Source organism: Idiomarina aquatica (genome assembly GCF_003987185.1).
Lineage (GTDB): Bacteria > Pseudomonadota > Gammaproteobacteria > Enterobacterales > Alteromonadaceae > Idiomarina > Idiomarina aquatica.
Map to the genome: position 1 here is coordinate 218,478 of NZ_PIPS01000004.1, position 18,284 is coordinate 236,761.

Annotated in this window: 14 protein-coding genes and 1 pseudogene; 13 read left to right on the forward strand and 2 right to left on the reverse strand. The window is 51.5% G+C overall.

Annotated elements, in window-relative coordinates; translation table 11 throughout:
* Positions 1 to 99 precede the first annotated feature (99 nt).
* Complete coding sequence (locus CWE23_RS12095; protein ID WP_126820385.1) at positions 100 to 2,541, forward strand: bifunctional aspartate kinase/homoserine dehydrogenase II; 2,442 nt, start codon at positions 100 to 102, stop codon at positions 2,539 to 2,541.
* Here the strand turns inward: CWE23_RS12095 and CWE23_RS12100 are convergent.
* Entirely contained in the window at positions 2,538 to 5,009 is a 2,472-nt protein-coding gene (locus tag CWE23_RS12100; protein ID WP_126820386.1) for a penicillin-binding protein 1A, read from the reverse strand. The two genes, CWE23_RS12095 and CWE23_RS12100, sit on opposite strands and share 4 nt — an antisense overlap.
* A 131-nt stretch (positions 5,010 to 5,140) precedes the next feature.
* Between CWE23_RS12100 and CWE23_RS12105 the strand changes: the two genes are divergently transcribed.
* The 12 genes and pseudogenes from CWE23_RS12105 (at position 5,141) to CWE23_RS12160 (ending at position 15,498) form a co-directional block, all read left to right on the forward strand.
* Complete coding sequence (locus CWE23_RS12105; RefSeq protein WP_126820387.1) at positions 5,141 to 5,926, forward strand: hypothetical protein; 786 nt, start codon at positions 5,141 to 5,143, stop codon at positions 5,924 to 5,926.
* Positions 5,914 to 6,423 carry a hypothetical protein gene (locus tag CWE23_RS12110; protein WP_126820388.1) on the forward strand — a complete coding sequence of 170 codons (510 nt, stop codon included), beginning with the start codon at positions 5,914 to 5,916 and terminating at the stop codon, positions 6,421 to 6,423. Before CWE23_RS12105 ends, CWE23_RS12110 begins: the two co-directional genes overlap by 13 nt.
* A complete protein-coding gene (locus CWE23_RS12115; RefSeq protein WP_126820389.1) occupies positions 6,420 to 7,235 on the forward strand; it encodes a hypothetical protein in 816 nt (271 codons plus the stop codon). The genes CWE23_RS12110 and CWE23_RS12115 overlap by 4 nt, the downstream gene beginning before the upstream one ends.
* Positions 7,235 to 8,524 carry a type IV pilus secretin PilQ gene (gene pilQ / locus CWE23_RS12120; protein ID WP_126820390.1) on the forward strand — a complete coding sequence of 430 codons (1,290 nt, stop codon included), beginning with the start codon at positions 7,235 to 7,237 and terminating at the stop codon, positions 8,522 to 8,524. The genes CWE23_RS12115 and pilQ overlap by 1 nt, the downstream gene beginning before the upstream one ends.
* Positions 8,525 to 8,644: 120 nt before the next feature.
* Positions 8,645 to 9,175, forward strand: a complete 531-nt coding sequence (gene aroK, locus CWE23_RS12125; RefSeq protein ID WP_105307533.1) for a shikimate kinase AroK — start codon at positions 8,645 to 8,647, stop codon at positions 9,173 to 9,175.
* A 21-nt stretch (positions 9,176 to 9,196) separates the two neighbouring features.
* On the forward strand, positions 9,197 to 10,267 hold the full coding sequence (gene aroB / locus CWE23_RS12130) for a 3-dehydroquinate synthase (protein ID WP_105307534.1): 1,071 nt from the start codon (positions 9,197 to 9,199) through the stop codon (positions 10,265 to 10,267).
* Positions 10,268 to 10,292: 25 nt separating this feature from the next.
* Positions 10,293 to 11,759, forward strand: coding sequence for an SPOR domain-containing protein (locus CWE23_RS12135; RefSeq protein WP_126820391.1), 1,467 nt, complete (start codon positions 10,293 to 10,295; stop codon positions 11,757 to 11,759).
* A 57-nt stretch (positions 11,760 to 11,816) separates the two neighbouring features.
* Positions 11,817 to 12,695 carry a Dam family site-specific DNA-(adenine-N6)-methyltransferase gene (locus CWE23_RS12140; protein WP_126820392.1) on the forward strand — a complete coding sequence of 293 codons (879 nt, stop codon included), beginning with the start codon at positions 11,817 to 11,819 and terminating at the stop codon, positions 12,693 to 12,695.
* On the forward strand, positions 12,692 to 13,132 hold the full coding sequence (locus tag CWE23_RS12145; RefSeq protein WP_126820393.1) for a GNAT family N-acetyltransferase: 441 nt from the start codon (positions 12,692 to 12,694) through the stop codon (positions 13,130 to 13,132). Before CWE23_RS12140 ends, CWE23_RS12145 begins: the two co-directional genes overlap by 4 nt.
* Positions 13,111 to 13,803 (forward strand): annotated as a pseudogene (locus tag CWE23_RS12150) (class I SAM-dependent methyltransferase); the annotation flags it as partial. The gene CWE23_RS12145 and the pseudogene CWE23_RS12150, both read left to right, overlap by 22 nt.
* Positions 13,800 to 14,282, forward strand: coding sequence for a peroxiredoxin (locus tag CWE23_RS12155; protein WP_126820395.1), 483 nt, complete (start codon positions 13,800 to 13,802; stop codon positions 14,280 to 14,282). The pseudogene CWE23_RS12150 and the gene CWE23_RS12155, both read left to right, overlap by 4 nt.
* A gap of 19 nt (positions 14,283 to 14,301) precedes the next feature.
* On the forward strand, positions 14,302 to 15,498 hold the full coding sequence (locus tag CWE23_RS12160) for a BaiN/RdsA family NAD(P)/FAD-dependent oxidoreductase (RefSeq protein WP_126820396.1): 1,197 nt from the start codon (positions 14,302 to 14,304) through the stop codon (positions 15,496 to 15,498).
* Positions 15,499 to 15,501: 3 nt separating this feature from the next.
* Here CWE23_RS12160 and CWE23_RS12165 read toward each other — a convergent pair whose 3' ends face one another.
* The gene (locus CWE23_RS12165) at positions 15,502 to 18,219 is read right to left on the reverse strand and encodes an EAL domain-containing protein (RefSeq protein ID WP_126820397.1); all 2,718 of its coding nucleotides are present in this window, start codon (positions 18,217 to 18,219) and stop codon (positions 15,502 to 15,504) included.
* Positions 18,220 to 18,284: the final 65 nt, after the last annotated feature.

Genomic DNA, 18,284 nt, shown 5'->3' on the forward strand with positions numbered 1-18,284 from the left:
TTATCCATCTAGATGGCCAAAAGTTGCTGACATTTGCTTCGCAATATTTTAGCCTTAGCGTTAATGACGATTTGCAAATAGGTATAAAGGAAGCGATAGATGGCGATTGAAGGGCTAACTGAGGAACAGATTCAAGCTGCAGCGGAAAGCGTGCAGGTCCATAAGTTTGGCGGCAGTAGCTTGGCTGATGCCTTTTGTTACCGTCGCGTGGCCCGTATCGTTACCGAGTACGCGGGAGCCAGCGACGTGGTCGTGGTTTCTGCCGCCGGAGATACCACCAACCGCATTCTCGCCATCCTTAGGGCCAGTCAACAAGCCGGTGATACTGCCACAATACTGCTCGATCAATTGGAAAGTTTTCAGCAGGGCTTAATCAGCGAACTGTTAAGCGGTGAGCTGGAACAACAACTGTTGGCCTTATCGAAAGAAGATTTTGCACGCTTCCGTCGTTTCGTTGCCGGTGAGGAAACCATCACCGGCGATGCCGAGCTGCTCTCCTACGGCGAGTTGTGGTCAGCACGGCTGCTGGCAGCGTTACTGCGTAAACAGGGAACCCGTGCCGAGCACATTGATGCACGCGACTTCCTGCGTGCCGAGGACGCACCGGAGCCTATCATTCAGGAACCTGAGTCGCGCGCCGAGCTATTGCGCCGCGTTGCCCCCTTCCCGGGCACGCGGTTTATCGTTACCGGCTTTATTGCCCGTGGCTTGAATAACGAAAGTCTAACCCTCGGACGCAATGGCAGTGACTATTCCGCCACTCTGGTTGGGAGTCTGCTGAACGTAAAGCAGGTGACCATCTGGAAGGATGTAGCCGGCGTCTACTCCGCTGATCCCCGCAAAATTGAGCGGGTCGTCAGCTTACCATCATTAGATTGGGCCGAAGCCGAAGAGCTGGCTCGATTGGGCAGTCCTGTTCTGCACCCGCGTACGTTTCAACCGGTCAACCGCGAACGCATGGTGATTTCAGTACGCTCCAGTTTAAAAGTCGAAAACCAACAAACCCGAATCGGTCAGTTCGAGCATACCGAACCACGCGGCAAAGTCTTTACGTCGCTCTCCGAGGTGGTGTTGTTTAAAGTTGAACTGAATGACAAAGCGCTGGTTGATAAGCTTAACGAGCTCGATTTAGAACCCTTGTTCGCCTGGACAGAACCCGAAAACCACCAACAGTACCTGGTGTTCCACCAAAATCATTTAGAGTACATCAGCCGCTGGCTAGAGCAGATTGACGTTGGTAACACAGTCACGCAAATACGCGGTTACTCGATGGTTGCCTTGGTGGGTAATCGTATTCAGGAGACGGATCAATACACCACGTTCAAACTGCAACTGGGTGAGCAGAAAGTTCGCCGCTTTGGTCTCGGTGAAAACGGTAACTCAGCCATTGCGATCCTTGAACAGCAGTTAGACAGCCGCTTATTAAACCGTCTACACAGTCAGCTGTTTAACTACCGTCGCAGCCTCGGCGTGCTTGTGCTTGGTCGCGGAAATATTGGTACTGCCTGGCTGGAGTTGTTCAAACAGCAACGTGACCGCATCAACCAAATGATGGACGTTCGTGTTATCGGTATCGCAAATTCTAAGCGCCTGTGGCTTGACTACAGCGGTGTTGAACTGAGTGACTGGACAAGCAATTTTGACCGCTTGGCACGACCCTATGTTTTGACCGAGCTGCTGCGCGAACTGCCCAACGCTCCGTACGATGAGTTGGTTATTCTCGACCTCACCGACGCCAAGCCGGTAGCACAGCTCTACCCAAGCTTGTTTGCCAACGGTCTGCACATCATCAGCGCCAATAAGCGGGCTGGCTCCGCGGAAGAGTCACTGTATCGTGAGATTCGCACCATCCAGCATGAGTACAAACGTGAATGGCTTTATAACACCACCGTTGGGGCGGGATTGCCGCTGAATTACGCGATTAACGATTTACGCGGGCAGGGCGATGAAATTCGCAGTATCTCAGGTATTTTCTCCGGTACGATGTCGTGGCTATTTGAGAACTTTAACGCCGAAACCAAGTTCAGTGACCTCGTTGCTGAGGCCAAACAGCGGGGCTATAGCGAACCCGATCCCCGCGAAGATCTGTCCTGTCAGGATCTTGTCCGGAAGTTGCTGATCCTGGCGCGCGAAATTGGCCTCAATCTTGACTGGGAAGACATCAATGTCAACAGCCTGGTACCGGAGCATTTACAGAACATTTCGGCTGAACAATTCATGCAACGGCTGAATGAGCTCGATGAGCCAATGGATGCGATGCTGCAGGAGGCGGCTAAAGACGGCAAGGTACCGAGACTATTAGCCAGTTTCTCAGTCACAGACGAAAAGCGCGTAAAAGCACAAATCGGTATCGAGTACATACCGGAGGGCGACATGCTGGCGAACTTGATCCCCGGCGAGAACATCTTCGTGATCTATACCGACTGGTACTCTGAAATGCCGCTGGTCATCAGCGGACCCGGCGCTGGTAAGCACGTTACCGCAGGCGGCGTGCAGTCTGACCTGAATCAGCTGCTCGCGCGGCTCAGCGCGGCGACTTAAAACAAGTCGTCGCCGCTGTCCTCAAAAATATTGCCGTTACCGCTGTCGCGATCGACGTAGTCAGTCGGTTCGGTACCACTGATAAAATATTCAAACCGGGTCGTATGATCGGTCCGGTGTGATAATTTACCGGTCCCCAAGTCAATACGGACGTTAACAACACCCGGGGGTATCATCAGGTTGTCTGATGGATACTCAGAGACCGCTTTTTCCATGAACAGAATCCAACCCGGCAGCGCCGTTTTCGCACCCGCTTCACCACCGGAGATGGATTGCTGAGCGCTGTCCAGCAGCGGGTGCATCGACGTACTGCCCAACTGTCGGGAAACATCGTCAAAACCCACCCAGGTTGTCGTCACCAGTCCACTGGTAAAGCCTGAGAACCAGGTATCTCGAACATCGTTGGTGGTACCGGTTTTACCGGCAATTGCCCGCCCAACTTCACTGACAATGGGTTTCGAACGTTGAATGCGCCACGAGGTACCGTTCCAGCCGGTATCATGAGCCCAACTACCACCGCCCCAGATGGCCGAGTTCATGGCTTGAGCGACGAGAAACGCATTTTGTTCAGAAATAATTTGTGGCGCTGGATTATCGCAATCAAAACACGCCAGTTTAGGCTCCGCCTGGTAAATGACTTCGCCATTGCCATCTTCAATGCGCTCAATCACGTAAGGCTCAACTAAGAAGCCGCCATTGGCAAACGCCGCATAAGCCCGCGCCACCTGCATCGGTGTCATCGACAACGAGCCAAGTGAAATCGACTCATTCTCCGGCACTTGCGTTCGATCAAGCCCAAACTTGGCAATATGATCGGCCGTTTCTTTAACGCCGACTTCCCGTATCAACCGCACTGAAACGACGTTTTTTGATTTCGCCAGCGCTTTGCGCAGTCGAATCGGACCTTCATACACATCGGGTGAGTTCTTCGGTCGCCAGGCAATACCGGAGCCCGGGTTCCATTGGTTGATGGGCGCATCATTAACCAGGGTCGCCAACGTCAATCCTTTTTCAAACGCGGCAGAATAAATCAGCGGTTTGATGTTTGAACCGACCTGCCGCTCGGCCTGCAGTGCGCGATTGTATTGGCTTAACTGGAAGCTATAACCACCCACCACGGCCGCAATGGCGCCATCATCCGGACGCAATGAAGCAATCGCAGAACTTGGCTCAGGGATTTGCGCCAAGCGCCAATGACCATTATCGTCGCGTGCTTCAGCGACTTGCCGCAACCAAATTACATGGCCTGGTTGCATGATATCCGCAGTGGTTTCCGGCGGCGGCCCCTGACGCTCCTCGTTGACGTACGCGCGTGCCCAGTGCATCGATTCCCATGGCAGCTCGAGAATACCGTGATCTTTCACCGCCACCGTTGCCGATTGTTCAGCAATGGATAACACCACTGCCGGGGTCACGGCACCAATAGATTTCAGTCGTTGCAAATACTCAGCGACCTCGGCCTCGCTCAAGGCAGGCTCACCTTCTTCTTCCGACCAAAGCACACTGACAGGACCTCGGTAGCCGTGCCGCTCATCGTAGGCATGCAGGTTGTCCCACACAGCCTGCCGGGCAGCCAGTTGAACATGACTTTTTACCGTGGTGTAAACGTTAAAGCCGGCATTGTAGGCACGCTCTTCACCGTAGCGGTCAACCATTTCCTGACGCACCATTTCTGCCAAATACGGCGCATCAACGGTTACCTCGGCACCATGCCTGCGCGCAGTAACTTCAGCGTTTGCCGCTTGTTCAAATTCCGCTCGAGTAATTTTCTTCTCGTCGAGCATGCGCAGCAGCACCACTCGCCGACGCTCTTTTGATGCCTGCGGATGGCTAATGGGGTTCAAATTTGAAGGAGCCTTGGGTAACCCTGCGATAGTTGCAATCTGGGCTAGTGTCAGTTGATCCAAGGACTTGCCGTAATACACCTGAGCCGCCGCTCCGACACCATGGGCCCGATGGCCAAAAGCAATTTTATTCAGGTACAGCTCAAGAATTTCATCTTTGTCCAGCAACTGTTCAATGTGTAAGGCGATGAAGGTTTCTTTAATCTTGCGCATCCAGGCGCGGTCAAACGATAAAAAGAAGTTACGCGCCAACTGCATGGTAATGGTACTGGCGCCCTCTTTAATTTCACCGGTTGTCAGCAATACCCAGAAGGCGCGCATGACACCGATAGGGTCAACCCCAAAATGCTGATAAAAACGACTGTCTTCTGTCGCCAGAAAAGCGTCTATCATCTGCTGCGGAACATCTTCTAGATCCACCGGAATACGGCGTTTCTCGCCAAACTGAGAAATTAACTGACCATCCTTGGTGAATACTTGCATCGGCGTCTGTAGCTCGACATCCCGCAACGTCGCTACACTCGGCAACTCAGGTTTCACGTACAAATACAGCGCACCTATCGCGCCCACACCCAGTACAGCGAAGATGACCAATATCAAAATTAGGCGTTTAAAAAACTTCAATCGTTAACTCCATTTAGGACGACGGTTGTCGTTGATTTCGCACAGCGTTTCACGACCTCTCATTATGGCTGATTTTTGTTCGGAACACTACGCTTTGAAACTCTTTTCGTAACTTTTACAGAGTTCCTTTTATGGCACATTACGTGGCTCCGTTCGCCGCCGTTGATATCATCGATAAACAGCTGGTTGTGTTGCAGTTGGCTTCAGCACAGGGTCGCCTATGGGTCCATCAATGGCACCAACAACCTGCGACCCAGGCCTGCTCGCAAAAACTTCACTGTCGCGCCCTGATGACCGTCATGGATCATCGGGCGGTTCATTATCAACAGCTGAGTGAGCACCAGCAGTTGCACCAGGTTCGGGAGTCAGTGCATGCCTCGCTGGGACTGGAACACACCCAGCTTGATACCCTAACCTTAGATTATCAGCATACACCGCTTGGCACACAGGTCGTCAGCGGACACTGCTCTCAGGTACGTAAAAAACAACAACAATTTGAAGTACTGAAGTGTCCGGTTAGTATCGTCGAACCCGCCTTTCAAGCGGTTATCCGAGCCACAAACTTTCTGCTCGCGGAGCACTACAGTCCTACCCAAAGTCATGTTCTGTCGCCGGAGTGGCAAATTCTGCAACTGGCGGAGCCATTGTCGACGCTTATCCGCTGTCATTACGGCAGCATCTCGGCATTGAGTTTTCATAGCGAATCCGATCTTACATCGATTATCGGTTCGCCGCTGCCAACATTTTACTTCGGTAACCGCAACATCTCGAACCGTCATCAATTTGGCAGCCAGCCGATGTTGCAAACGCTCGCCTTACCAAGCTATCTGCAGGAAAACATGTCGACTGCATTGGGCGATCAGTTATTGCCACTCTTTGGTTGCGCACTGAGGGGGTTTATTAAGTGGCATCATTAAACCTGGTTGACTGGCGCAACCCGAGTATCGCCGGGCAACTCCGTCGTTACCGACGTTTATTCGTCAGTATCGGATTGCTTGCTATCCTGGTAGCAGGAGCTTACTACCAGTACGCCCAAGCACAACTGCATGAGATGAAAGCCATCGCGGCCACTCAAGCGACAACCCTCAGGGAGCTTGCCAACGTCGAACAGGCTTATCAAACCCTGACCCGACACCAACAATTACAGGAAACCGAGCGTAACACACACCTACAGCATGGCCGGGCGATGCATCATTTCGTCCGGTTAGTGCAACTGAACGAAAACGGTATTCGAATCGAACGCATCCATTGGCTGCCCGGCGAAATTAAAGTAACTGGCCACTATGACCAAGTGGCTGTCGTTAAGCAGCTGCAACAACAGTTACTTGGCATTCATCCGGGGTTTCAGGCAGACATTCAGTTTCCCCGCCCCCAACAGTTCTCAATTTGGCTTACAGCAGTAACTGGCACATGAGCTTGAAAACCTGCATTATCCGTTACTTCCCGCACATCGTTATCACGCTGATGCTGGTGCTCGTTGCCATCATCACTTGGGTCGTTACTCATGGTGAGGTGACTCGCTTAACGACTCGTATTGCTGAGCAAGAAGCCCAGTTACAACGTTTTCATCACTATCAGCAGGTGCTCTCCGAACAACAGCCGCCGGTTGAACGGAAACTCCGCTTCGACTGGCAAATTGCCGCATGGGCAAATCAGTTGTCTCTGCAACTTACTTTACAGCCGTTAAGTCACGACCGCACCACTCTAACCGTCACTGCTAACGGCCGACCGCTGGCACTGCAACAACTGCTGAGTCTGATAATGGAATACAGTATCGACGGTCGCTGGCAGCAACCCTGGCAGCTACAGCGTCTGAGCTGGAAAGTTGCTGCCGCAGGTTCCGCGCAAGTCAGTTGGCAAGTCACTGCCAATATGGCTGCAACCGTCGACGCCAACTCCTCACTAAACGCACCGGAGGTGAGCCAGGTTGATTCTGTGAACGGTATTTGCAGCGACTCGTCGCCCAGCTTATCTGAACACCACCCGTCATTGAATCAGTTACAACTACTGGCGATCATTCAATCCAGTGCGGTTCAGCAGAACAGTCTGGTTTATTGGCGTACTGCCGACGGTGACCGCATAGCGACCAAAATCCATGATTGGTTTAGCGAACCGCTCGCGCAGATTACCGACATTCAGGCCGATCATGTGCAACTCACCCACTGGACACAGGTTGAGGATTGCTGGCTAACACGTAAACACTATCAACGCCTGCAGGAGCATTAATGACGTTTCGATTTATCCCTACTGCTGTAATTACCCTATTGTTAGTCGTTGCTAGCGTAACGGCAAAGGCCAGCTCGGTTGCCACCGACACTTGGGCGCGGTTACTCACTGAGGAACAACGTCAAACTACCGTCAACATTCACCTGAACAACGCCAGTGTCCAGGACGTGTTCCAAATTCTCGCAGACCAGCTTGATCTCAACCTGATCATTGATGATGGCATTGAGGGTCAAAGCAATCTGAAGTTGAATGAGGTTAACTGGGTCGATGCCGTTAACAGTTTGGCGAAAAGCCACAATGTTTTTCTGCATTTGACCAATAATGTGCTCTGGGTAACTCGACAACCACAAGATGCAACCGCGCAAAGTGGCCTGGCCATCGAACTGATCCCAGTGAACTTTGCGCGCGCAGCGGAGTTGGCCGAGTTACTGAACACTAACCACCAAGGACTTCTGTCAGAGCACGGTTCGTTATCCGTGGATGAACGCACCAACACCCTGCTCATTAACGATACCGCTAATCACGTTAACCGTGTCCGCTCGTTAATCGCTAAGTTAGATAAGCCGGTCAAACAAGTCATGATTGAAGCCCGCATGGTTAGCCTAAAAACCAATATTGCGCAGGAATTTGGCGTGCGCTGGGGTGCCTCAAGCACTGGCCTGACAAATCCTGAAACGGAGCCGTCAATGTTCATTAAAGGCATGCGCTTAGAACTGCCGACAACGCAGCCAGCCGCAACCGTTGGGCTTAATGTGGCTCGCTTGAGTGACGACTTGCTGTTGGATCTCGAACTGACTGCTCTGGAGCAGGAGAACAAAGGCAACATCATTGCCAGCCCAAAAATCTTTACGGCCAATCAGCAGCCAGCCTACATCGAACAAGGCACTGAGATTCCCTATGTCGAGAGTGCAGCCAGCGGGGCAACGGCAGTACAGTTTAAAAAGGCGGTCATGGGGTTACGGGTGACACCTCAGATAACCCCCAATGATCACGTTTTACTCGACTTAACCATTACCCAAAATACACGCGGCGATACCGTCAGCACACCAACCGGCCCGGCGGTTGCTATAGACACTCAGGAAATGGGAACCCAAGTGTTAGTCAAAAACGGCGAGACCATCGTGTTAGGTGGAATTTTTCAAACCTTAGAGTTGAACGACGACCGTGGTGTCCCTATTTTATCGTCACTGCCGGTCGTTGGGCATTTGTTCAAGCACCAACAACAGCAACGCCAAAAGCGCGAACTTGTTATCTTCGTCACGCCCACGATTTTAACGGGTTCCGAATAGAGTTGCTAAAACGGTGTTGAATTGCGATAATCGCGCTTCTTTTCGTTGGGTTGGGGGACGTCTCTAGACACTCCGGATTCGTGAGTTACAGCTAATTTAAACAGTGATGTAAGCAGGAATATGGCTGAGAAACGTAATATTTTTCTTGTCGGCCCTATGGGTGCCGGCAAAAGTACTATTGGTCGTCAAATTGCCAGACAACTCCATTTAGACTTCTACGATTCTGACACAGAAATTGAGCGCCGGACGGGTGCAGACATCAGCTGGGTATTTGAGCTGGAAGGCGAAGAAGGCTTTCGTGCCAGAGAAGAAAAAGTCATTGAAGACCTCACCGAACACATGGGTATCGTGCTGGCGACCGGTGGCGGTTCAATCATGAGCAAAGAAAGTCGCAACCGCTTATCTGCTCGTGGTGTGGTTGTGTATCTGGAAACGACCATCGACAAACAACTGGCTCGGACACAACGCGACAAGCGCCGTCCTCTGATTGCCGAGGCCGATGACCCGCGCAAAGTGCTGGAAGAGCTCGCTGAAGTCCGTAACCCTCTGTACGAGGAAATTGCCGACATAACCGTTCGCACCGACGAGCAGAGTGCGAAAGTGGTGGTCAATGAAATTATCGAAAAACTCGGTGTTAATGGGTTAGGCTAAATTAATACAAGGAGCTGCGCGATGGCACAAGTAACCGTTGAACTGGACGAGCGCAGCTACCCTATTCATATCGGAGCAGGCTTCCTAACACTGCTCAAGCAAAAATTAACAGGCCTCAGACACCAGGTCTTGATCATTACCAATCCTACCGTAGCTTCGTTTTATTTAGCGCCTGTGCTGGAACAACTTGCCGACCATCAGGTCGAGGTGTTCGAAATGCCCGATGGCGAACAATACAAAAGCCTCGCGGTTTACACCGAAGTCATGGATCGTTTGATAGCTCGCGGTTTTAACCGTGATTGCGCTATTTTAGCGCTTGGTGGCGGAGTCGTCGGTGATTTGGCCGGTTTCGTTGCCGCTACTTTCCAACGCGGCGTTGATTTCTTCCAGGTTCCGACCACGCTGTTGGCGCAAGTTGACTCTTCTGTCGGCGGCAAAACAGCGGTAAACCACCCTCGGGGAAAAAATCTTATTGGCGCCTTTTATCAACCACAGGCCGTTCTGATTGATACAGAATGCCTACAAACGTTGACGGAAAGAGACTACCTCAGCGGGCTTGCCGAAGTGGTCAAGTACGGCATCATCTATGACGCTGCATTCTTTCAATGGCTAGAAGACCATGCCACCGAACTGAAACAGCGAAACACCCATGCCTTGATTCATGCGATTGAACGTTCGTGTGACATTAAAGCGAAAGTGGTCGCAGCTGATGAACGCGAGGCCGGCATTCGCGCGTTGCTGAATTTGGGTCACACCTTTGGCCATGCAATTGAAGCAGCGACAAACTACGGTGAGTGGACGCATGGCGAGGGTGTTGCAGCTGGCACTGTTATTGCATCTAAATTAGCGGAAGTGACACAGCGACTGTCTGCGTCAGATTTCCGTCGAATTTATGCGTTACTCGATGCGTTAGGGTTGCCCGTTAAGGGGCCGCAAATGCCCTGGTCACAATGGCTTGACTACATGCAACGGGATAAAAAAGTCAAAGACGGAAAACTGCACTTTATCTTACCAACCGGCATTGGCTCGGCCGAAGTGGTAAAAGATATTGATTCAAAGACGGTAGCGGCTGTGATCACTGAATGTTGCTAAAAACGCATCAAACAGGAACACAGTTATGCACGCAATGGCTCAACAACACATCGTCGCAGCGCCGGTAAAAGTAAAAAACAGTCAACAACAAATCATCGATCAACTGCATCAGCAGTGTCAGCAAAATGACGCGCTCATTATGTTGCACGGTGGTGACGGCTACGGCAAAACCACCATTGCAGAGTTGTTTCTGGAACAAGCATCTGACTATGCAGAGTGCGCCTTTGTCACCGCTAACGAGCGTTCGACCGTCGACCGATTGCGGGCGCAAATACTGAACCAACTCTTTGGTACCATCAGTTTAAGCGACGAAACACTGAGTCGTCAGATTCAGCGCCAGCAACCACTACGTCACGCCGTTATCGTGATTGATAATGGCCAGCAACTGCCCGATTCATTCCTGGCGGAGTGCGTCGCGACCGTCAGTCAGTTGTCCGCCATCGGCCAGCGCGTCAGCATCATCATTGCGGCTGACAGCCGTTGGGCTTACCAGCAAAAACCCGCCCCTCATCTGCGTTTGCAGGGGCCGGTGATGTTGGAAATTCAGCCTCTCAGTAAAGACGAACAGGTACGTCTTGTGCAAGCACTGCTGCCGGACCGCCTAAAACGTCTTTGGAGCCTTGACCGAATTCAACAGTTCCTTAGCACCATCAACGGCTATCCTGGAGAAATTCAACAGCGGTTACAACTGGCATTGGCGACTCAAGCTCAACGCTACAAAGACGCCCCCGCGGAGCCACAAGAGCATGATGATTCTATCTCCGAAGATGACGTTACGCTGAGCGACAACGCACCGACCGGCGGCCGTTCCATTAAATTACGCTACATCATCGCTTGCGCACTGGCGTTAAGCGTGGTTATGGGCGCCTATTTAAACCGTCAACCATTGCTTGACTGGTGGCAGGCACAAACCGCTTCAGAGCCGGAGCCACAGCAGCCCGTCGCGCAACAAACGGCGGCAGAACCTCAACCCGAAGCAGAACGGCCAGAGTTACCTAAGTTTGAACCCTTAACCCAGCAGACGCTGGAGTTAATGCCGGCTGATTTGGCCATATCCTATCGCGATGCACTGAGTGATCTTAACCGTGTTGCTGCGGCAGAGAACGATCCGCGCGAATTAGACGTGGCATTGATTAAGCAACAGCCGGTTGCTCAACCCAACGAGGCTGAAGCTCCGGTCGCAACCCCGAAACTACCCTATCAGACGGATGACATTGCCGCTCGCGATCCACAACGTTTCGGCCTCCAAATTGCCGTGATCAGCACCGAAGCGCTGCTGGGAGAATTTCGTAGCGACTACCAGCTCGCCGAGATCACCGAGGTTTATCAGCGTAACGACGGCCGCTTCGTAATCAGTTACGGCAATTTTGACTCGTTGCAACAGGCTCGCGCAGGTGTTGCCCAGTTACCTGAAGCTGTTCAACAGATGGAGCCCTGGGCTAAGTCTTTTGCCGCCATGCAGGCAGAAATCAACCAGCCAGAACAAGAGTAATTTTCATCATCCGGCCTTTCGGGTACACTAGCGGTAAGATCCACCAAAGGTCGGTCAATGAAGAAGAACAGGGCTTTTTTAAAATGGGCGGGCGGCAAGTATTCGCTGATAGAACCCATTAAAAACCAATTACCGCACGGAAAAAAGCTCATCGAACCCTTCGTCGGTGCCGGCTCAGTGTTTTTGAACACTGACTACGACAGCTATCTGCTCAATGATATCAATGCAGATTTGATCACGCTGTATCAGTTTGTGAAACGACGCCCGAAAACCTTTATCGAGGATGCGCGCAAACTGTTCGTTAGCCGTAATAACGAGAGTGATGCGTACTATTCGCTGCGGGCGCAATTTAATGCCAGCACCGACCCCTATGTGCGTTCATTATTGTTCCTTTACATGAATCGACATGGCTACAACGGTTTGTGTCGCTATAACAGCAAAGGCATTTTTAATGTGCCGTTCGGTGATTACCGCAAGCCTTACTTTCCAGAAGCTGAACTTGAGTTTTTTGCCGAAAAGGCCAAGCGCGCTAAATTTATCTGCTGTTCATTCGAACACGTTTTCCGACGCGCCCGACGGGGTGATGTGATATATTGCGATCCACCCTATGCGCCACTTGTACAAGCATCAAACTTTACCAGTTATGCCACCGGAGGCTTCGGTTTAGATGATCAGAGTGAGCTTGCCAGGCATGCGCTTCGGGCAGCTTGTAAAAGGCAAATACCTGTACTAATAAGTAACCACGACACGCCATTAACCCGGGCTCTTTATCAACCCGCTTCCATTAGTGAACTGTCGGTATCACGCAGTATTAGCCAAAAAGCCGACGGCAGAAAACCGGTGAAAGAGCTGTTGGCATTATACCCCTCGACCTTAACGGCAAAACGGGGGCAGGTTATTCCTTTATCCAGAAAAATTAAGAAAGTGGGCACATGAATTGGTTTTTACGTAAATTTGACGAGCTATCCCTCAATCAGCTTTACCAGATATTGCAACTGCGCCAAGAGGTCTTTGTTGTCGAACAGACTTGTCCTTACCTTGATGCGGATGGCGCAGACAGTCATGCGGAGCATTTATTCGCCCGTAACGAAGCCGGCGAGATGGTTGCCTATGCGCGTATCTTTCAGGCCTCCGAGCAACAGTCTTATGCCCGTATTGGCCGTGTACTTACCGCCCAGTCTGTGCGGCGTTCTGGGCTTGGCCGCGAGCTGATGACTCGCGCGATCGACTACCTAGAGCAACGAGCTCCCGGCACGCCCATTCGGATCGGTGCCCAGACTTACTTGCTGACGTTTTACCAAAGCTTTGGTTTTAAAGCCATCAGCGAAGAATACCTGGAAGACGACATTCCGCACATCGATATGGAACGTTAATGAGCAGCGAGTTCGAACTACGACAAACCGACGACGGACTCGCTTTAGTGTGGTTAACCGAGCCGAAACTGCAGCCATTACGGATCGATTTCCATCAAGGTAAAAGTGCTTATCGAGCGCTGCATACGTCACTAAAGTCAGAAGCCATCGCCAAAGCGCTGGGTGTTACCGGCAAGCGTAAGCCTTCTGTTATCGATGCCACGGCCGGACTTGCCCGTGATGCCATGGTTCTGGCCGGATTTGGCTGTCAGGTGCAGTTAATTGAACGCCACCCCAGTGTACGCGCTTTGCTCGCCGACGGTTTGCTCCGTGCCCAACAGCAAACCGACAGTATCGCCGAAGCCGCGCGCCGCATGACCCTGTTGGCAGCCACTCACATTAACCAGGTTGAGGGCGGCATCGCCGATGTGGTGTACCTTGATCCGATGTACCCCAAAACCGGCAAACGTAAAGCGCAGGTTAAAAAAGACATGCAAATGTTTCAGCAGCTGGTGGGTAGCGATGAAGATGCCGATGAACTCTTGCAACCTGCACTGGACGTCGCGCGATACCGGGTGGTGGTTAAGCGTCCGGCGTCCGCTCCTTTCTTAGCCGGTATTGAACCAAACCAGCAGTTATCGAGTAAAAAGCATCGCTTCGATATTTATATAAACCAAGGATTTGAGTCATGATTAAAGAGAACGATCAACTTCCGACAGGCGCACTGACCAGTAAAGGCGATCTGGGCATTCAACACTATGACCCGCGCGAAATTTTTGCCAAAGGGCGTCATATTATTTTTGCCGTACCCGGCGCATTTACTCCGACCTGTTCGGAGAAGCACTTGCCTGGCTACGTTGAACTAGCTGATGCCTTTAAAAATAAAGGGGTACAGAGCATTAATTGCATTTCAGTTAATGATGCTTTTGTGATGAAAGCCTGGGGCGACGCACTGGGGATCGGAGATAAAGTTCGGTTATTATCGGACGGTAATGGCGCCTACAGCGAAGCCTTAGGGTTGGCTAATGATACCGGTGCCTTTGGCGGTATTCGCTCAAAACGCTACGCCATGGTGGTTGAAGACGGTATTGTCGAGCACCTGTTCGTAGAAGACGAAAAACAGTTTGAAGTCAGTAAAGCCGAATACGTACTGGATAAACTAACCGCATAATAAAAGGTACCGTCCCGGCATGACACAGCCTTCTCCACAGCAATATGATACCTTGATCATCGGTGCCGGCGCAGCGGGTCTTCACTGCGCCGCCAACGCGGCTCGTCGTGGCAAGCGAGTACTGGTCATCGACCATGCCAAGCAAGCCGGAAAAAAAATTCTTATCTCAGGTGGAGGGCGCTGTAACTTTACCAACCTCTATGCCAGCCCGGAGAACTATCTGTCGAGTAACCCCCATTTTTGTAAATCGGCACTTAGCCGTTACACCCAGTGGGATTTTATAGCGCTCGTCGACAAACATCAGATCTCATATCATGAGAAAACACTGGGGCAGTTGTTTTGCGACGACAGTGCCAAAGATATTGTCAAAATGCTACTGGCAGAATGCGACCAGTACGGTGCAAGAGTGCAGCTAAGAACTGAGGTTCTTGCTGTTGAGCATAATGGTCAGTACCTGCTTAAAACCAGTGCCGGTCACTACCAGGCTGAGCAGTTAGTGGTCGCCTGTGGCGGTTTATCCATGCCAAAACTGGGTGCAACACCACTTGGTTATCAGATCGCCGAGCAATTTGGGCATTCCATCATACCAGTCCGTGCCGGATTGGTTCCTTTCACCTTACAGGATGACCAAAAGCAACGTTTCGGCGAAGTCTCGGGCATCTCGGTGCCGGTTACTGCCGCCGCAAACGACGGCTATTTTCGCGAAGCACTCTTGTTTACTCACCGCGGTGTCAGTGGCCCCGCCGTTTTGCAAATCTCCTCCTACTGGCAACCGGGCGACGCCGTAACGGTCAACTTGCTGCCTGATATGGATGCGTTTGAATGGCTTAAAAATCAGCAAAGTGAGCAGCCCAAAGTCCAGTTGAGCACACTATTACAAAGCGTTTTTCCTAAGCGCTTAGTCAACGCACTGGGCGGCGAATTTGACTGGCCACTGAATCAGCGCTTGGCCGACATCAGCCATGCTCGCTTCGAAACCATCGCTGACAATCTCAATAGTTGGTCATTAAAACCCAATGGTACTGAGGGCTATCGCACGGCTGAAGTAACCCTTGGTGGTGTCAACGTTGATGAGATCAGTTCAAAAACCATGGAAAGTAAGTGCCAGCCGGGGCTCTACTTTATCGGCGAAGTCGTCGACGTCACAGGCTGGCTGGGCGGGTATAATTTTCAATGGGCTTGGGCGAGTGCCTATGCTGCCGCTGAGGCTTTGTAAGGATTAACTGTGCCAGCCGTCCGGGCACTTCCAAGTATTGAGCCATTGCGGTAACTCAGCGGCTGGCATGGGTCGAGCGATACCGTAACCCTGGCCAACATAACAGCCCAGTTCAATCAGAACCCGTCCCTGTTCCGGGGTTTCAACACCTTCCGCAATCACATCGAATCCGAAGGCTCTGGCGAGCCCGATAATGCCTTTAACGATGGCCATGTCAGCATCATCTCGCTGCATGTCACGGACAAAGCTTTGGTCAATCTTTAGCACCTGAGCAGGCAGTCGTTTTAGATAATCCAGCGCAGCGTAGCCGGTGCCAAAGTCATCCAGCGACACGCTCACTCCCAGTGCTTTACAACGCTCAATCACTTTTGCCGCTTCATCAATCTTACCAATGGCGGCACTTTCGAGGATTTCAATTTCAAACGCACTGGCTGCAACTTTCGGGTAACGGTTTAGCTGGCGTTGAAGCGACTCGACGAAGCCCTCTGCAAGCAATTGCTGAGCACTGACGTTAACACTAACCGGTAGCTCAATACCCTGCTGCTGCCAGGCTTCAATCTGACTCAATGCCTGATTAATCACATAATCACCCACTTCAATCGAGAACGGATGATTTTCGATGTGCGGAAGGAAGTCACCCGGTGGCACCAGACTGCCATCTGCCCGCTGCCAGCGCAGTAACGCTTCGGCACCGACGATCCGGCACGTTCTCATGTCCACCTTCGGCTGATAGTAAAGCACCAACTGCTGTCGATGCATCGCACCTTTTAGATCTTTAATGAGTTGGGTCAGTTGGGTCTGCTCCCGCTCTCGCTCAGCGTCAAACCAATTGACCTGATCCCGGCCTTTGCGCTTGGATAAATGCAACGCTTGCGTAGCATGACGAATCAACGTATCCGCATCGTGGTTATCTTCTGGGTATTGGGTAGCGCCCAGACTGACGGTAATAACAACATCACGGTCATCAATGGACATTGGTTGTGATGCGCGCCGACGAATACGGTCCAGTAGATCCGCGATGTTACGCTGGTTTTTTTCGCCCTCAATGATGAAGATAAACTCATCGCCGCTGACGCGCCCCAACGTATCACCATCACGTAGCATAGCCCGCAATCGCTTGGCCATACATTCAATGGTTTTATCGCCAATTACATGGCCAAAGCGCGAATTAATGCGTTTAAAGTTATCGATATCCAGTGATGCGACAACAACTTTTTCGGTTCCCCGGGATGCCAGGCTCAGGGCATGTTCAAGACGGTCGCGCACCAACATCACATTGGGCAACCCGGTCAGTGCATCATGATAGGCCTGATGCTCCAATTCCCGCTGATGCGCGACCGCCCGTTCGGTGATATCTGATGACATCGAAATAAAATTCTGAATTTGCCCATGGTTATCGCGAATGGCGCTGATAGACGACAGTTCGGCATACAATTCACCGTCCTTGCGTCGGTTCCACAGTTCCCCTTGCCAGACACCGTGCCGGATAATGCTGTTCCACATGGCTTTATAAAACGCTTTGTCCTGTCGGCCGGACTGCAGAAAACGCGGGTTTCTGCCAAGCACTTCCTCTTTGCTGTAGCCCGTCATGCGGGTAAATGCCGGGTTAACGTCAACGATATTACCCTCGGCGTCACTGACGGTTATGCGGTCGTGGCTGTGCATAAATACTTTATCCAGCAGTAACATCCGCCGTTTCACAAAACGCACGATAAGCCATGCAAAAAATAGGCTACTGAACAACGCCAACGGCGATATGATCAGGTACCGCCACAATTCATTGTGTGCACTCGCGTAAGCATCACCAGCCTGCTGCTGAATCGAGGCAATGATACGGTTTTCCACTTGCTGCACTTGTTCAATCAGCTTTGTCTGCTGCACAAACCAATTGTCTAATTCCGTCTCGCTTAACAGCCTTGCCGGTTGGTCACTCTCAACCAGCTCTGCTCTTAAATCAGTCGATGTGGCGACGAGGTTTATCTTATCGGCGTATTGTGTCTGGTTTTGTAAACCAACCAACAAGCTGTGTTGTCGGCCCGTCAAATAAATCAAGTCTCGTAGTTGGTGATGTTCAATGCTTCCGTCACTCAACGCGGTGCCGATAAGCACTCGTTCCTGACCCAACAGCTCCCGCAGACGGTTGAGGATAAAATACGCATTAAGCTGGCGAGCAAAGCTCGATACATTGGTATCACGGGATAAGCGACTGATTTGCGCATTAAACTGGTCAACCGGGGCGGAAAAGTAGCCAACAATCTGTCCGGCAGTGACTGAGCGGTTATCCACCCGCTCGCGGATGTCATCCAGTCGCGCTAAACTCCGCAGAATTTCGACCAGATTCTTATAAATAGCGCTCTGTTGATCATCCACCGGCGTTTCAGCTAGAGCCTGCTGTAACTGCTGCAGTTGCTGAGAGCTTGCTTGCCGGCTGGTCGACAAGCGTTGCTGAAATTTGGGATCGCCGCTTTTGAGTGACAACACGCTGTAACCGCGCTCCTGCTGCAGGTTACCGACCAACTGACCTGCTTCGGTCACCAGTTTCAGGTCTGTGGTTAAACGACTTAACTGCGCCACCGATTGGCGTAGCTCTAAAATATTGAAAACAGAAATCCAGACAATAACGATAACGGGGAATAACAGCGCGACGCCAAAACGCGCATACAGCGGTAGCCGGTCGAAGAAGTTTACGCTTGATTTGATAGCTTGCTTGATAAACTGCAACGTATTAAACCCGCCCCTCTATTGTAATGAACGGCTCACACCGTACCGACGAAAAGATCCTGAAT

Excerpts from the sequence above, each read along its gene's own strand:
- CWE23_RS12105 (WP_126820387.1), top strand. The coding sequence starts at position 5,141 with ATGGCACATTACGTGGCTCCGTTCGCCGCCGTTGATATCATCGATAAA.
- pilQ (WP_126820390.1), top strand. The coding sequence starts at position 7,235 with ATGACGTTTCGATTTATCCCTACTGCTGTAATTACCCTATTGTTAGTC.
- CWE23_RS12140 (WP_126820392.1), top strand. The coding sequence starts at position 11,817 with ATGAAGAAGAACAGGGCTTTTTTAAAATGGGCGGGCGGCAAGTATTCG.
- aroK (WP_105307533.1), top strand. The coding sequence starts at position 8,645 with ATGGCTGAGAAACGTAATATTTTTCTTGTCGGCCCTATGGGTGCCGGC.
- CWE23_RS12155 (WP_126820395.1), top strand. The coding sequence starts at position 13,800 with ATGATTAAAGAGAACGATCAACTTCCGACAGGCGCACTGACCAGTAAA.
- CWE23_RS12145 (WP_126820393.1), top strand. The coding sequence starts at position 12,692 with ATGAATTGGTTTTTACGTAAATTTGACGAGCTATCCCTCAATCAGCTT.
- aroB (WP_105307534.1), top strand. The coding sequence starts at position 9,197 with ATGGCACAAGTAACCGTTGAACTGGACGAGCGCAGCTACCCTATTCAT.
- CWE23_RS12135 (WP_126820391.1), top strand. The coding sequence starts at position 10,293 with ATGCACGCAATGGCTCAACAACACATCGTCGCAGCGCCGGTAAAAGTA.
- CWE23_RS12160 (WP_126820396.1), top strand. The coding sequence starts at position 14,302 with ATGACACAGCCTTCTCCACAGCAATATGATACCTTGATCATCGGTGCC.
- CWE23_RS12115 (WP_126820389.1), top strand. The coding sequence starts at position 6,420 with ATGAGCTTGAAAACCTGCATTATCCGTTACTTCCCGCACATCGTTATC.
- CWE23_RS12095 (WP_126820385.1), top strand. The coding sequence starts at position 100 with ATGGCGATTGAAGGGCTAACTGAGGAACAGATTCAAGCTGCAGCGGAA.